Origin of the sequence: Psychroflexus aestuariivivens, assembly GCF_004010055.1 — a bacterium.
GTDB classification, from domain to species: domain Bacteria; phylum Bacteroidota; class Bacteroidia; order Flavobacteriales; family Flavobacteriaceae; genus Psychroflexus; species Psychroflexus aestuariivivens.
Genome location: NZ_RQVT01000024.1, coordinates 76300 through 91835 on the forward strand (window position 1 = coordinate 76300; position 15536 = coordinate 91835).

Below are 15536 nucleotides of genomic sequence, written 5' to 3' on the forward strand. Positions count from 1 at the left end.
ATTTTTGCGTTAAAGTTTAAAATAATTTAATGACATTGAATAATAAAAATTCAGATCAACTTATTACCTATATTATACAAGGTATTGAAGACGTAAAAGGAGATAATATTGACATTATAGACCTCAGAGAATTAGAAAATACAGTTTGCGATTATTTCGTTGTATGTTCTGGAAATTCCAACACTCAGGTGAACGCTATAGAAAGCTCTGTTAGAAAAGCTGTCAGTAAAGCACTAAAAGACAAACCTTGGCACGTCGAAGGTTTAGAAAATTCCGAATGGGTACTAATGGATTATGTTGATGTTGTAGTTCATATTTTCCAGAAAAAAACTCGTGAATATTATGATATTGAAAGCTTGTGGGGAGATGCGAAGATAACTTCAGTAGAAACAAATTATTAATTTTTAGTGAAATATAATGGCTAAAAAAACAGCAGAAAATAGACCAAACAATAGTAACAACAATAGAAAAGAACCTAAGAAACCAAAATTCAATTCTTATTGGATTTATATTGGCATAATTGTCATTTTCTTAGGTGTTCAATTTTTTGGCGGTAGTGGATTCAGCGAACCTAATAAAACAAGTCCGGCAGAATTTGAATCATTTTTAAGAAACGGTGATGTTGAAAAAGTGAATATTATCAAAAATGCTAGAGTTGCCGAAGTATTCTTAACCGAGGAAGCCAAGCAAAAACCAGAACATAAATCAACTTCAGAAGATCAGGTTTTTGCAGGTTCTGAGAGTCCAGATTATGAATTTGAATTCGGTGATCTTCAGAATTTTGAAAATACCATTGAAAAAATAAAAAAAGAGAACAATCTAAATACAAGTGTTTATTTTGATACGCGTTCAAATTACATGAGTGATATTTTAATTGGTTTATTGCCGATAATTATCATCGTAGGAATTTGGATTTTCATTATGAGGCGCATGAGTAAAGGTGGCGGCGGTGGACCAGGTGGTCAGATTTTCAATATTGGAAAATCTAAAGCCAAACTTTTTGACGAAAAGAAAGATATCAAAACCTCTTTCAAAGATGTTGCTGGGTTAGAAGGCGCTAAAGACGAAGTTCAAGAAATTGTGGACTTCTTGAAATTTCCTGATAAATATACTAATCTAGGAGGTAAAATTCCTAAAGGTGCTTTACTTGTTGGCCCTCCAGGAACAGGAAAAACATTATTGGCAAAAGCTGTAGCAGGTGAAGCTGGCGTGCCTTTCTTCTCCCTTTCTGGGTCAGATTTCGTAGAAATGTTTGTTGGAGTCGGTGCTTCTCGAGTTAGAGATTTATTTAAACAAGCTAAAGAAAAGTCGCCTTCTATTATTTTTATAGATGAAATTGACGCAATCGGTCGATCTCGAGGAAAAGGCAATATGTCAGGTTCTAACGATGAAAGAGAAAATACGCTGAATCAATTATTAACAGAAATGGATGGTTTTGGCACAAACACAAATGTTATTGTGATCGCTGCTACAAACCGTGCTGATGTTTTGGATAAAGCACTGATGAGAGCTGGTAGATTCGACAGGCAAATTTATGTTGACTTGCCAGATGTTCGAGAGAGAGAAGAAATCTTTGAAGTACATTTAAAACCGCTTAAGAAAATAGACAACGAAGTAGATACAGAGTTTCTTGCTAAGCAAACACCAGGATTTTCTGGTGCAGACATTGCCAACTTATGTAATGAAGCTGCACTAATTGCCGCTAGAAATAACAGTAAAGCTGTTGGTAAGCAAGATTTTCTTGATGCAGTTGACAGAATTGTCGGAGGCTTGGAAAAGAAAAACAAAATCATGTCGCTGGAGGAGAAAAAAGCTATTGCTTATCACGAAGCAGGTCACGCTACAGTGAGCTGGATGTTAGAATATGCTGCACCTTTGGTTAAAGTTACGATTGTACCTCGTGGTCAATCACTAGGCGCTGCATGGTATTTACCAGAAGAACGGCAAATTGTAAGAACAGAGCAAATTCTTGATGAAATGTGTGCCACGATGGGAGGAAGAGCCGCTGAAAAAGTGACTTTTGATAAAATTTCTACTGGCGCATTGAGTGATCTTGAAAAAGTAACCAAACAAGCTAAAGCTATGGTTACAGTTTACGGACTCAATGACAAAATAGGAAATTTAACTTATTACGATTCCTCTGGTCAGTCAGATTATAACTTCACAAAACCATATAGTGACAAGACGTCAGAGTTAATTGATGAGGAAATTTCAAAGATTATCGAAGAACAATACCAACGCGCGATTCAAATTCTGAATGATCACAAAGAAGAATTGAATCAGTTGGCAGAGTTATTACTTGAAAAAGAAGTTATTTTCAAAGACGATTTAGTTGATATTTTTGGAGAAAGACCTTTTAAAAAGCCAGAAATGGCTGCGACAAGTGCTCAGAAATTAAAGAATAAAAGTGATAAAAAAGAGTCTGAAGAGTTAAAAAAAGAGTCTGACCAAGATCGTCCAAAAAACGAAAATATTTCTTCAGAAGATTCTTCTTCAGAAAATAAAGATAAAAACTCAAAAGAAGCTAACGAGATGAAAAGTTAGTTAAAAGACTTAACAAGCTTAAAAAAAGGGATAAAAATTAAGATATTTCCCATGTTTTACCTAAAAAACTTGCATTTGACAGGAGTCAGATGCAAGTTTTTTTTATATTTGAATTGGTGATTTATATTTAAATAATTTATGGTCAATATATGAACTTCTTGAAACGTTTGTTAGGTTTAGAAACTAAAGATGATGAAAACTCTGACAGAAATGAACAGAGCAAATTCATGCCAGAACCCAAACTTCCAGTTGATGAAGCCTTCACCAATAATTTCAGAAATAATGGTGGTAAATTCCTGTATTGTGAAAATGAAAATGAACTACGAATTACTTTTAATGAAATTTTAAATGAAAACCACTGGGAAGAAGCTGAAGTGTATTGTCATAATGAAAAACTGAAAGAAAAATTTGAACATACTAGGCTGACGTTTTCCAAAAATAACAACGCTAGTTTTTTCCTTGCAGGTTGTGAATTCTTAATTGCAAATACTGGTGCAATTTTAATTAGTTCTAGCCAAATAGGTGACAAAAAATTAGCAGATTTACCTTACGATTTTATAATTATTGCTTACACTAGTCAATTACTTGAAACTATCGGTGAAGGTTTGCAAAAAATAAAACGCAAACATAAGAATAGAATTCCTACCAATATTACCACACTTAAAACATTTGAAGACAAAGAAGAATCTGATTTTATGAGTTATGGAAGTACGCCTAAAAATTTGTACTTGCTACTTGTAGAAGACCTATAAATTTATGAGTGAAATTCTTAAACGGAGCATAACAGGTGCTTTATATATAATAATAATTGTAAGCACTGCATTTTTAAGTCACTATGCACTTCTTGTTTTTTTTGTAATAGTCGGCTTCATTTGTTTGAGGGAGTTTCAAAAATTGCTTGGCTTCAGAAATATTATTTCCTATATTTCTTTAGTCGTACTACTCTACTATTTTAATTTTACAGAAATATATTTACCACTTCTTATAGCCTATTTGGCAATGACTTTATTTGTAAAAGTTTTTTTGCTAAGAGACCTCTTTACCTTGTCAGAAATACCATTATTCGATGGAAGAAAGCATTTACTGACATTGTTTTATATCGTTCCTTCGATTATATTCCTGACTATGATTCCGGTTTATAAGCCTAATTATGAATACGTTTTAGTAGGCACTTTTGTGTTGATATGGACAAATGATTCTTTTGCGTATTTAGTGGGAAAAAGCTTTGGTAAACGAAAACTTTTTGAAAGAATTTCACCAAAAAAAACTATAGAAGGTTTTATAGGTGGCGCTATTTTCACAATGATTATGGGCTATTTAATTTTTATTTACATAGATATTTTAAATTGGTGGGCGTGGCTAATTTTAGCAGTAATAATAAGTGTCTTCGGCACTTTAGGAGATTTGGTTCAGTCCAAATTTAAAAGAAAAGCAGATGTAAAAGACAGTGGAAAAATCATGCCTGGTCATGGTGGAATTTTCGACAGAATGGATAGTATGCTTTTTTCTAGTACATTTGTATTTATATTTTTACTTTTAATAGATTATGTTTCATAAAGAAGGTTTTAAAATTTTATTGACAACATTTGTTGTTTTCATCATAATCAATTTCTTAATAAATCATTATTTTGAAAACGATATTGTCATTTATAGTGTATTTGGAATTACTTTGGTACTATTCATATTAGTAGCTCAGTTTTTTAGAAACCCAAAACGAAATTCACCAAAAAATGACAAACATATTTTGGCACCAGTTGACGGTAAGGTTGTCGCTATAGAAAAAGTATATGAGTCTGAATTTCTAAAAGAAGAACGTTTACAAGTATCAATTTTCATGTCGCCATTGAATGTTCATGTTACTCGATACCCTGTCAGTGGAAGAATTTTGTATAGCAAGTATCATCCTGGCAAATTTTTAGTTGCTTGGCATCCAAAATCTAGTGAAGAAAACGAGCGCACTACAGTTGTGCTGGAAACAGAGAATTTTGGCAATATTTTATACAGACAAATTGCGGGTGCTGTAGCCAAACGTATTGTTAATTATGCTTCTGAAAACCAGAAAGTTTTACAGGGAAGTGATTCTGGTTTCATCAAATTTGGATCTAGAGTTGATCTTTTTCTTCCAGCAAACTCTAAGGTAGATGTGAAAATTAATGAAGTTGTTAAAGGCGGTATATCTGTAATTTCAAAAGTTGAATAATTATGGAATTGGACAACTTAACAGAAAGCGAGCTTGACCATTTATTTTTTAAAGCTTATCAAAAAGTAAGTCGTACCAAAAGAAAATTTCCACAGGATACTTTACTATATTTCTACGCTTTTTACAAACATGCTACACGAGATAATCAACTCAATGTTACTCACAACCCTATGAATGGGGAAGAACTTGTAAATGCATTTAAAGCAAATGCTTTATTCCAAGTTAAAACTATTTCTGAAAAACAAGCAAAAAAAGAATACATCAAACTTGCCCAAAAACACCTGAATGGAGAGTTTGATTTAGAAAAATAACGCTTTAGTAAATCTAACTATTAATAAAAGTTATTCTTCTAACACTTTTAAAAATTTAGCTTCAAACAGAAATTTATAATGTTTCGTAGTGATTTTATTAACAAATTAGCTAGTTTTGAGAGTCATGTATTATAAAACAAGACCTTTAAAACTGAAACGCTAACTTCACACCCTTCAAAATCTATTATGAGAATACCATTTAATCTACCAAAGGTGGCAAATCCATTTCTGTTTTTTTATCTAATTTTTTCATTATTTACTATTCAAAATTTAAATGCACAATGCGCAGGAAGTAATGCTTCAGTAACCATTTGCGACATCACTGATCCCGAAAATCAAAATCTTAATTTATTCAATTTATTAAATGGTAACCCTGAAACGGGAGGAACTTGGGAAAGTAACGTTAATATTTTCGTTAACCAAGATCAAGGGATTGTCAATATTTGGAATTTAATTCAAGGTGGAACCTATGTTTTTAACTATACTGTTGAAAACGACAACTGTGGGATAGACACAGCCTCTGTTGCGCTCATTGTTGGCGGTTATCCAGGTACAGATAATTTTACTGCAAATGCTTGCGAAGACGACACAAGCGTAAACTTATATCAATTTATTAGCAGCAGCCCAAATCCACATTTTTTTGGAGAATGGACAGATGTTAATGGAACTGGCGGTTTAAGCGAAAACACATTTAATGCTACAGTTCCAGAACCAGGAACATACACATTTATTTATACAGTTCCGGCCGTTGGAGATTGTTCTGAAAAAACCGCTACTGTAGAACTTACAGTACACCCTATAATTGATCCTGGTGAATCTTCAGAAATGGTTATATGTGGTGAAGAGCAGTTGCAAGAATTCACAAATGTTGACTTGAATCAATACCTTTCTGGAAATTACAATGGAAACTGGTTTGAAGCTTCAGGCACTTCTCAGATTGAAAACAACGAAGATTCTGTAATAAATCTTCAAGAAATTTACAACAATTTCGGGTATGGTATTTACATTTTTAATTTTAACGCCAACCCAAGCCACCCCATATGTGATCCAGTGATTACTATGGTTACATTTGAAATTTACAGAGAAATAGATTATTCTGATGCTGAATTGAATGTTGATTCTTTTTGTATAAATGAATTAAATCCAAGTGGAATTTTTGCTGAAATAGTGAATCTCCCCCTATTAGAAGATTTACCGAGTAATAGTTTAGTCTTGCAATACGAAATTGCAGGACCAGATTTTTTTCAAGGACAAACTCAAGTAGAAATTGCTAATCCAACTTCTTTCAATTTAAATCCAAATTTTAACCTAACCCCAGGTGAATACACAATTTCAATCACAGGTCTTGGAATGTCAAGCGATCCTGACGGTCTGATTTGTAATATAATTTTTGAATTGGAAGATACTTTTGAAATTTATGAGATTGAAATTGAAGATCTGGAACTTGAAATCGAAAATATTTGTTTTGGTGAAAATGTAACTGTCACCGTAACTAGTCCAGATCCTAATTTTGATGAAAACTTTACTCTCGAGTACAACATTACTGGCGCAAATGAATTATTGAATCAAACTGAAGGCTTAATCTTTGTAAACGGACAAGCAAGTTTTGAAATTGATAGTAACTTATTTACAAACGCTGGAAATCATACACTTACAGCTACAAATATCAGCAACGAGTTTTGTACAGAATTTCCAGATTTATCAGATGATTTTGAAATCTATGAAATCCCCGAATCAAATATCAATATTTCAGTAAATAATGTTTGTTTAGGTGAGGATTTAAGCATTTCACTTTCCAATTTATCTAATCTGAATAATATTGAAATAGAATATGAAATCACAGGTTCAGAAAATTTTGGCAATGTGATTTCACTTCAAGTTGACAATGGTTCTTCAGGATTTGTCTTATCCGGAAACAATTTTCTAACAGAAGGTAATTACAATATTGAAATTGTTAGCATCACAAATTTAGATTCTGAATGCAATATAATTTTAAACAACAATACAGATTTTGAAATCTATGAAATTCCACCGCCGCCAAATACAGATTTATTGCAAGAATTTTGTGAAGTTGATCAGAATCAAATTTCAGATTTAGTTCCGAATGGCGTTAATTATTTTTGGTATGATAGTCAAAATTCAACACTTCCGCTGTCAGATAATATTGCTTTAACCGAAGGTGAATATTGGTTAGCCCAATCGAATGAAAATAATTGTATTTCAGATAAAACGCCTGTTTCAATAATTATCAACGAAGTTCCAAATTTAACAATGATTTCTGAAGGCAATGAGTTTTGTGGTTCAGATGAACCCCAAATTCAAGATTTATCTCTAAATACTGATCAATTTTCTAATTACAATATTATTTGGTTAGATGAAATTGACGGAAACTCTCTCTCAGATGAAACTTTATTAATGAATAATCAAAGTTATTATGGCATTGTTTCCGATCCCGTTACTGGCTGTGAATCTACATTTGCAGTTGAAATTACTGTGAGTTTGAACAATTGCGATTCTGAAAATTATGAATTCTTAGTTCCAGATGGATTTTCACCTAATGGAGACGGCGTCAATGATGTTTTCAGGATTTTAGATATAGAATTCATTTATCCCAGTTATGAATTTGAAATTTATAATCGTTATGGAAAACTCCTTTTCAAAGGAAATAAGGATAAACCGAGTTGGAATGGAGAATCTACCGAAGACGATGCGCTGATGAACGGCGTTGCACCAAATGGCGTTTACTTTTATGTATTGCATTTCAATAAAAATAATCGTTCATCTGAACAAGGCAGACTTTACCTCAACCGATAACTAAACTTTTATTTCAGAAATAAACTTCATGAAAAATATTCTAAAAAGCTTTCTTGTAATTTTTGTGTGTTGCTTTTCAAATATTCGGGCACAGCAAGATCCGGGTTTTACGCAATATACTTACAACATGAGTGTCATCAATCCAGCCTATGCCACTGGAACTCCAGAAATAATCAACTTTGGTGCTTTCCATAGATCTCAATGGGTTGGCGCGGTTGGCGGTCCAATTACGAATACGTTTTTCGCCCACATGCCAGTCAGTAATAAAATCGAAACAGGATTATCTTTCGTCAATGATGACATCGGTGACGGCGCGCTCAAAGAAAACAATATTTACGCAGATTTTGCTTACATTCTGAATTTGTCACAAACACACAAATTATCTTTTGGAATTAAAGCTGGCGCAACGTTTTTGAATACAAATTTCAATGATTTTCAGCTAGAAAGTGGCGCAGTAAACACAGATCCGGCGTTTAGCGAGAACCTAAATCGTGTATTTCCAAATTTTGGAACTGGTATTTATTTTTATACAAACGATTATTATGTTGGTTTTTCCACGCCAAATTTACTCAACAGTAAACATCTGAATACCATTGATGGCGTTCAACGGTTGGGGCAAGAAGCCATCCATATGTACCTCACCGGTGGTTATGTTTTTGATCTTGATAAAAATTTTAAAATCAAACCTTCATTTATGGCAAGAACGGTTGAAGGTGTTCCGCCGATGTTTGATTTTTCTACAAATATTTTATTTAGAGACAGATTTGAACTCGGCGTATCTTACCGCTACGACGATTCGTTTAGCGGACTCGCCAAATTCGGCATAACGCCAAACCTTCATATTGGTTATGCCTATGATTACACGACGACCAATCTTGGAAATTTCAACTCAGGATCGCATGAAATATTTATACTTTTCAATCTGAATTTCAACAAAGGTTATGACAAATCGCCAAGATTCTTTTAAACCAAATCCTATGAAATTACAATCTCAACATATCATTCTAAGCTTCATAATTGGGTTGACAGCAATAAATTTAGCCTCTGCACAAAACAAATTTTCAACTTTCACAGCAGATCGATACTTTGAAAACACATATTATCAAAAAGCAATTCCCATTTATGAAAAATACCTAAAACATAATGACGAAGATTTTGAATCCATGCTGAAATTAGCAGATGCTTATTTTTACACTTACGACCTTGAAAATGCAGAATTGATGTATTCAAAATTGAACAGATTGCATCGAAATAAAATGAATTCTGAAGCCAATTTCAGAATGATTCAAACATTCAAAGCTTTAGGAAAATATGAAAAAGCAAATGAGTTGTACAAAACAAAGTTGATTCATAATGAGAATGAATTGGCAGCATTTGAATCAAAACTCAAATATTTGGATAATGTTGAAGCAATCGGAGACCGTTTTGAAATTGAAAATTTATCGATAAACACTGAAACTTCAGAATTCAGCACAAGCATTTATCAAGACAGTTTGTTGGTGTATGCAGCTAACAAGAAGGCAAAAGGTATTTTCAATAAAATATTTCATTGGAATGCTATGACCTACTTAAATTTATATAGTATTCCAAAAGAAAATCTTGACGTAAAACCTAAATTACTTTCAAATGAAATCTCAACACGTTTTCATGAATCTTCGGCAGTTTTTACCAAAGATGGCAAAACCATTTATTTCACAAGAAATAATTATTTTAATAACGAAAAAAACACAGACAACGAAAAAATAAATCATCTACAAATTTACAAAGCAGAATTGGTCAACGGCAAATGGACAAACCTAACTTCACTCCCAATCAATAGCGATTCGTTTTCTACTGAACATCCGGCTTTGAGTAATGATGAGGAAACGCTGTATTTTTCATCCGATCGACCTGGCGGATTCGGAAGTTTTGATTTGTATAAAGTAAATACCAAAAACTTTGAAAATCCTGAAAATTTAGGTGCTGAAATCAACACCAATCATCGAGAACAATTTCCATTTATTTCGAAAGAAGGCGACCTCTATTTTTCTTCAAATGGTCATCCTGGATTTGGACTTTTGGATGTTTTTCTAAGTAAAACTGAAAATGGTGAATTTCAAAAACCAGACAATATAGGACAACCTGTAAATTCTGGTTATGATGATTTTGCATTTTATCTTATAAAAGACAAGGATGGATATTTTTCTTCAAATCGACCATCTGGTCAAGGAAGTGACGATATTTACAAGTTCAAAGAAACCAAAGAATTAATCATTGAAGACTGCTATCAATTAATTTCAGGAAAAAGTTTACATAAAATCACGAATGAAATTCTACCCAACACAAAAATTGAATTGATTGCTGATGATGAAATCATAGAAACTTTCACAACAGGAGAAGACGGAGTTTTTGAATTCAAAATTGAATGTGAAAAAAATTACACCATCACCGCAAATAAAACTGATTTTGAAGGGGATTCTAAAAATTTCAGAACAAATGACGTTCGGAAAAAAGAAAATAATGTAGATCTTTTTCTGATTTCGCCTTCTGAAATTGAAAAGATACAGGCAAAAAAAGAAGCCGAAAGAGAAGCGAAATTGGCTGAAAAAATCAAAGCTGAAAAACAAGCTGAAGCTGAACGCAAAGCGAAAATTGAACGTGCGGCAAAGCAAAAAATCATGACCGATGAACCAAATATCATTGAAAAAAATCAGCGTATTTTTATAAAAACAGAACCAATTTATTTCGATTATGATTTGTGGTATATTCGGAAAGAATCAAGAGTTGTACTCAACAAAGTTGTAGATATTCTTAAGAAATATCCAGAGATGAAAATAGAAATTGGTACGCACACAGATATTCGTGGCAATGTGAAATACAACCAAAAATTATCCCTAAAACGCTCTAATTCTGTCTTAGATTATTTTGAAAGTCAAGGCATCGACAGAAACAGAATATTAGCTAAAGGTTACGGAGAAAGCCAGCCGATTATTCATTGTGAAACTGAAGAATCCTGCACAGAAGAACAACACGAAATCAATAGAAGATGTGAATTTGAAATTTTATCATTCACAGAATAAATCATAAGAAAAAAGCAAAATCAGTTTTATGATTTTGCTTTTTAAAAATTAGAGTAAAGGAATTTACAAACTCTCCAAACTCGCCTGAATAGTTTCTATTTGTGCTTCAGCATCTGCTTTTTTCTGCTTTTCAATATTAACGACTTGCTCTGGAGCATTATTAACAAATTTCTCGTTAGATAATTTTTTCTCAACCGATTTCAAAAAGCCTTGATAATAAGTCAATTCTTCATGAAGTTTTGCTTTTTCAGCTTCAACATCTATCGCGCCCTGAACCGGAATAAAATATTCATTAGATTTCACTCTAAACGTCAAGCTGCCATCAACCGGAGCATTCACATAATCCAAATGATTGATATTTCCCATTTTTAAGATTATAGAATCCAAATCTTTGGTAAAGGGTTCGTTATCGATGACCGCTAAATTGATTTCATTTTTGAAAGCAATATTTTTGTCTTTTCTGATGGTTCTAATTCCTGAAATCACATCTGCTGCAAAACTGAAATCTTTGATTATTTGTTCATCAAATTCTGTCATTTTTGGCCAAAATGAAACTGTAAGTGCTTCAGAAGGATGTCTATCCGCAATCTGATGCCAAATTTCTTCAGTAACAAAAGGCATAAACGGGTGCAGAATTTTCAAATTATCTTCAAATAAAGCTATTGCAGCTTCATAAGTTTTTTGGTCTATTGGTTGCTCGTAGCCAGGTTTTATAATTTCTAAAAACCAAGAACAGAAATCATCCCAAACCAGCTTATAGCTTGTCATCAACGCATCTGAAATTCTATATTTACCATAATGATCTTCCAATTCTCGGAGTTTCTGTTGAAATACGGATTGATACCAATCTATGGCTTTTTGAGAAGATTCAGGTTGTTCTATTTCTTCGCTTATTTCCCAAGATTTTATCAATTTGAAAGCGTTCCAGATTTTATTACTGAAACCTTTTCCCTGCTGACAAAGTGCTTCATCAAAAAGCAAATCATTTCCTGCTGCATTACTCAGCAACAAACCTACACGAACACCATCGGCGCTGAATTCATCTATTAAACCCAAGGCATCTGGAGAATTCCCAAGAGATTTCGACATTTTTTGACGATTTTTATCTCTTACCAAACCGGTGAGATAAACATTTTCAAACGGGCGTTTTCCTGTGTATTCATAGCCTGCCATAATCATTCTGGCAACCCAAAAAAACAAAATATCTGGACCAGTCACCAAATCGTTCGTTGGATAATAATATTGGAACTCTTTATTATCTGGATTTCTGATGCCGTCAAAAACACTCATTGGCCAAATCCATGATGAAAACCATGTATCCAAAACATCTTCATCTTGTTTTAAATCAGTAAGTTTTAAATCCTTTCCTGATTTTTCTTGAGCAAGTTTTAAAGCTTCTTCTTTTGTTTTAGCAACCACAAAATCGTTTTTGTCATCACCATAGTAAAATGCTGGAATTTGATGTCCCCACCAAAGTTGTCTCGATATGTTCCAATCTCTGATGTTATCCATCCAGTGACGGTAAGTATTTTCAAACTTTTTCGGGAAAAGATTAACCTCTTCAGTTTCCAAAACAGCTTTTAAAGCGGGTTCTGCCAAATCTTTTGTTTTCAAAAACCATTGGTCAGAAAGTTTTGGCTCTATGACTGCTTTAGTACGCTCTGATGTACCAACTTTATTGGTGTAGTTTTCAGTTTTAATTAAAAATCCTTCAGTTTTCAATTGTTTGACAAAAGCTTTTCTGACTTCAAAACGATCTTGACCTTCGTATTGCAAACCAAAACTATTCAGCGTAGCGTCGTCATTGAAAATATCAAAAACTTCCAAATTGTGCTTGTCTCCCAACATTTTATCATTTTCATCATGCGCTGGTGTCACTTTCAAACAACCAGTCCCGAATTCCATATCAACATATTCGTCCTCAATAATTGGAATGCTTCTTCCAACAACAGGAACGATCGCTTTTTTTCCTTTCAAATGAGAAAAGCGCTCGTCGTTTGGATTGATACAAATTGCTGAATCCCCAAAAATAGTTTCTGGTCTTGTGGTAGCAATTGTGAGTTTTTCGTCAGAATTTTCAACTGGATAAGATACGTAATAAAGTTGTCCTTGTTTTTCCTCATAAATCACTTCTTCATCAGAAAGTGTGGTTTTGGCTTCAGGGTCCCAATTTACCATTCGGAAACCTCTATAAATCAAACCTTTGTTGTATAAATCGATAAAAGTTTGGATGACAGATTCGTACATGTCGTCATCCAAAGTGAACTTTGTTCTGTCCCAATCGCAGGAAGCACCGAGTTTTTTCAACTGGTTTAGGATTCTTCCGCCGTAATCATTAGTCCAGTCCCAGGCATGTTCCAAAAATTCTTCTCTGGAAATATCATTTTTGGATTTGCCTTCAGATTTCAATTTGGCAACAACTTTGGCTTCTGTAGCAATGGAAGCGTGATCCGTACCTGGAACCCAGCAGGCATTTTTACCTAGCAATCTGGCTCGACGCATCAACACATCTTGAATTGTGTTGTTTAGCATGTGTCCCATGTGCAGAATTCCAGTTACATTTGGTGGTGGAATGACGATGGTATATGGTTCTCTATCATCGACTTCAGAATGAAAGAAATCGTATTTCATCCAGTAGTCATACCATTTTTGTTCCGCTTCTTTTGAATTATAATTTAAATTGCTAGACATAGTCAAAACCTAATTTGTTAAGTCGGCAAAATTACTGATAACTGGACAATCTGAAAAGTTTAAATTTTGATAATATTAAAATTTTGAAAAAAGGTAAAGTTCTATTATCTTTAACGTCCAATCTAGTTTTATGAAAAACTTTACAATCATATTTTTATTCACTTTGAGTGCTTTTACTTCAGCTCAAGACAAAGGCACTATGGATTTTAAATCAACGATTTACGATTTCGGCCAAGTGGCTTCTGGAGATAAAGTTCAAGCTGTTTTTACATTTACAAATAATGGTAAGAAAAGCGTAAAAATTTTAAATATCCAATCTACTGGCGACTGTATTTCTTCAGAAAAAACAGAAAAAGAAATTGCTGTTGGAGAAAGTGGACAGATAAAACTGACTTACGACACTAATTGTGAAGGTCCAATTAGAAGTACCGTAACCGTATTTTCTGATGCTGAAAATTCTGCACAAGCGTTGAAACTAAGAGGTCGAGTTTTACCAAAAAGTTAATTCATTTTTTCAAAAGCATCAAACTGATTTTCTAAAATAATCTCTCTTTTTAAAATCTTGCTTTGCCTTAGTAATTTCAACTTGATTTTAGTACCTGATTCCTGACTTAATCTTTTTATAATTTCTTTTGAATCCATTTTATCTACAGAACTACCATTTATAGAAAGTAATTGATCACCGATTTGGATATCTTTTTGAGATGCTGGAGAATTTGGTCTGATGTTTTCTACACTCAACACATCTGTAACTTGATAGCGAATTTTAAATTTCTGCTCATTTTTATATTGATTATAACCTGTATTGACTTCATCTGGTTTTGAAAATACACGAACCTGTTCTTTGTAAGTTTTTATTTTCTTTCCTGAATAGGTTAAAATCAAACCACTCCGATCATAATTGAAAGTATCGTCAAAATTTTGATTGGGTTTCAAATAAATTGAAGCTGTTTTGTAATTGAGGAACAATTTGAATCTTCGCAGAATTTCTCCACCAACCAATCCATTTTTAAAATCATCTACTGAAACTTTCAATTTATCTGATTCATCAACAAAAGAAGCGCGCGGATATTCAAACACTACAGATGCCATCTTTGCAGATTGAAGTTTACTACGTTTACCGTAAATGGGTGATTCTAAACCATAACCAACTATATCTGTAAACGAAGCTTTTGGTGCTTTACGTTTTTCGTCTTCAAACACCCAAAATGAATCGCTGGCACCTAAATCCATCAACATGACCAAAGTATCTTTTTGTCCATCTAGATATTGAACTGGCATTTTGAAATGAGGCTTATTTTTGTAAAAGCGAAAATCTAATTTTTTAAAACTTCTTAAGTTTCGATTGAATTTTTCATGCTGATAAACTCTGATGGAATTCTTTAAGTAATTGATTCTAAACACGAAGGATTTTAAAAATTCATAACCGATAATTCCTTGAATATTAATACCAATTTTTTGACTTAAATTCATTCGTTCATCAACAATAAAATAGATGTCTTGGTCATGTCCAACAATTTTACCAAAATCTACTTTATTGCCTTCACTTCGGTAAGCTTTTACAGGAATCTTGCTTCCATAACTTTTCACATTTACATACGAAAAGTCTTTCAAAAGGGCAGAATCTATTTCCTTGGCAAAAACTACTGTTTTGCTAACACCTGAATCCAACAAAAAGTTTAATTCTTGCCCATTCAGTTTAGCTTTTAGAATAATCAAATTATTAATGGATTGAAATCTAAGATTCAGTGCACGCTTTTTTTCATTTTTGAATTTAAAAGTTTCTTGTGCACTTAAAATTGATGAATTAGTAGTAAATAATGAAACTATAAGTGAAAATTTTAAAAATAAGTGTCTCATCATATTCAAATATAAGTAAATCGTAAATAAAAAAATTCAAATAAATTTGCAAAAATT

At 33.0% G+C, this 15536-nt stretch carries 12 protein-coding genes; 10 read left to right on the forward strand and 2 right to left on the reverse strand.

Going from position 1 to position 15536, the window contains the following annotated elements; genetic code table 11:
• Nucleotides 1–29 precede the first annotated feature (29 nt).
• From rsfS to EIG86_RS05365, 9 genes are all read left to right on the forward strand, one after another.
• Complete coding sequence (rsfS, locus tag EIG86_RS05325; RefSeq protein WP_127845125.1) at nt 30–401, forward strand: ribosome silencing factor; 372 nt, start codon at nt 30–32, stop codon at nt 399–401.
• Between the two features lie 16 nt (nt 402–417).
• Nucleotides 418–2544, forward strand: coding sequence for an ATP-dependent zinc metalloprotease FtsH (gene ftsH / locus EIG86_RS05330; RefSeq protein WP_127845126.1), 2127 nt, complete (start codon nt 418–420; stop codon nt 2542–2544).
• A 149-nt stretch (nt 2545–2693) separates the two neighbouring features.
• A complete protein-coding gene (locus tag EIG86_RS05335) occupies nt 2694–3296 on the forward strand; it encodes an LUD domain-containing protein (RefSeq protein WP_127845127.1) in 603 nt (200 codons plus the stop codon).
• A 4-nt stretch (nt 3297–3300) separates the two neighbouring features.
• On the forward strand, nt 3301–4101 hold the full coding sequence (locus EIG86_RS05340; RefSeq protein ID WP_127845128.1) for a phosphatidate cytidylyltransferase: 801 nt from the start codon (nt 3301–3303) through the stop codon (nt 4099–4101).
• Entirely contained in the window at nt 4091–4744 is a 654-nt protein-coding gene (locus tag EIG86_RS05345) for a phosphatidylserine decarboxylase family protein (RefSeq protein ID WP_127845129.1), read from the forward strand. The genes EIG86_RS05340 and EIG86_RS05345 overlap by 11 nt, the downstream gene beginning before the upstream one ends.
• Nucleotides 4745–4746: 2 nt before the next feature.
• Complete coding sequence (locus EIG86_RS05350; protein WP_127845130.1) at nt 4747–5055, forward strand: acyl-CoA-binding protein; 309 nt, start codon at nt 4747–4749, stop codon at nt 5053–5055.
• A gap of 186 nt (nt 5056–5241) precedes the next feature.
• Nucleotides 5242–7869, forward strand: coding sequence for a gliding motility-associated C-terminal domain-containing protein (locus tag EIG86_RS05355; protein WP_127845131.1), 2628 nt, complete (start codon nt 5242–5244; stop codon nt 7867–7869).
• Between the two features lie 28 nt (nt 7870–7897).
• Complete coding sequence (locus EIG86_RS05360) at nt 7898–8836, forward strand: PorP/SprF family type IX secretion system membrane protein (protein WP_127845132.1); 939 nt, start codon at nt 7898–7900, stop codon at nt 8834–8836.
• 10 nt (nt 8837–8846) lie between these two features.
• Nucleotides 8847–10928 (forward strand): OmpA family protein, encoded by a 2082-nt coding sequence (locus EIG86_RS05365; RefSeq protein ID WP_192901708.1) that lies wholly within the window; start codon nt 8847–8849, stop codon nt 10926–10928.
• 63 nt (nt 10929–10991) lie between these two features.
• On the opposite strand, the gene EIG86_RS05370 is transcribed toward EIG86_RS05365, so the two are convergent.
• Nucleotides 10992–13619 (reverse strand): valine--tRNA ligase, encoded by a 2628-nt coding sequence (locus tag EIG86_RS05370; protein ID WP_127845134.1) that lies wholly within the window; start codon nt 13617–13619, stop codon nt 10992–10994.
• Nucleotides 13620–13749: 130 nt separating this feature from the next.
• On the opposite strand from EIG86_RS05370, the gene EIG86_RS05375 reads away from it, so the two are divergent.
• The gene (locus EIG86_RS05375; protein WP_127845135.1) at nt 13750–14124 is read left to right on the forward strand and encodes a DUF1573 domain-containing protein; all 375 of its coding nucleotides are present in this window, start codon (nt 13750–13752) and stop codon (nt 14122–14124) included.
• Here EIG86_RS05375 and EIG86_RS05380 read toward each other — a convergent pair.
• Complete coding sequence (locus tag EIG86_RS05380; protein WP_127845136.1) at nt 14121–15482, reverse strand: aspartyl protease family protein; 1362 nt, start codon at nt 15480–15482, stop codon at nt 14121–14123. The two genes, EIG86_RS05375 and EIG86_RS05380, sit on opposite strands and share 4 nt — an antisense overlap.
• Between the last annotated feature and the right edge of the window lie 54 nt (nt 15483–15536).

Bases quoted from the DNA above. Each gene is read 5' to 3' on its own strand.
- rsfS (WP_127845125.1), top strand. From the start codon at position 30: ATGACATTGAATAATAAAAATTCAGATCAACTTATTACCTATATTATA.
- EIG86_RS05380 (WP_127845136.1), bottom strand. From the start codon at position 15,482: ATGATGAGACACTTATTTTTAAAATTTTCACTTATAGTTTCATTATTT.
- EIG86_RS05345 (WP_127845129.1), top strand. From the start codon at position 4,091: ATGTTTCATAAAGAAGGTTTTAAAATTTTATTGACAACATTTGTTGTT.
- ftsH (WP_127845126.1), top strand. From the start codon at position 418: ATGGCTAAAAAAACAGCAGAAAATAGACCAAACAATAGTAACAACAAT.
- EIG86_RS05340 (WP_127845128.1), top strand. From the start codon at position 3,301: ATGAGTGAAATTCTTAAACGGAGCATAACAGGTGCTTTATATATAATA.
- EIG86_RS05350 (WP_127845130.1), top strand. From the start codon at position 4,747: ATGGAATTGGACAACTTAACAGAAAGCGAGCTTGACCATTTATTTTTT.
- EIG86_RS05365 (WP_192901708.1), top strand. From the start codon at position 8,847: ATGAAATTACAATCTCAACATATCATTCTAAGCTTCATAATTGGGTTG.
- EIG86_RS05335 (WP_127845127.1), top strand. From the start codon at position 2,694: ATGAACTTCTTGAAACGTTTGTTAGGTTTAGAAACTAAAGATGATGAA.
- EIG86_RS05355 (WP_127845131.1), top strand. From the start codon at position 5,242: ATGAGAATACCATTTAATCTACCAAAGGTGGCAAATCCATTTCTGTTT.
- EIG86_RS05370 (WP_127845134.1), bottom strand. From the start codon at position 13,619: ATGTCTAGCAATTTAAATTATAATTCAAAAGAAGCGGAACAAAAATGG.
- EIG86_RS05375 (WP_127845135.1), top strand. From the start codon at position 13,750: ATGAAAAACTTTACAATCATATTTTTATTCACTTTGAGTGCTTTTACT.
- EIG86_RS05360 (WP_127845132.1), top strand. From the start codon at position 7,898: ATGAAAAATATTCTAAAAAGCTTTCTTGTAATTTTTGTGTGTTGCTTT.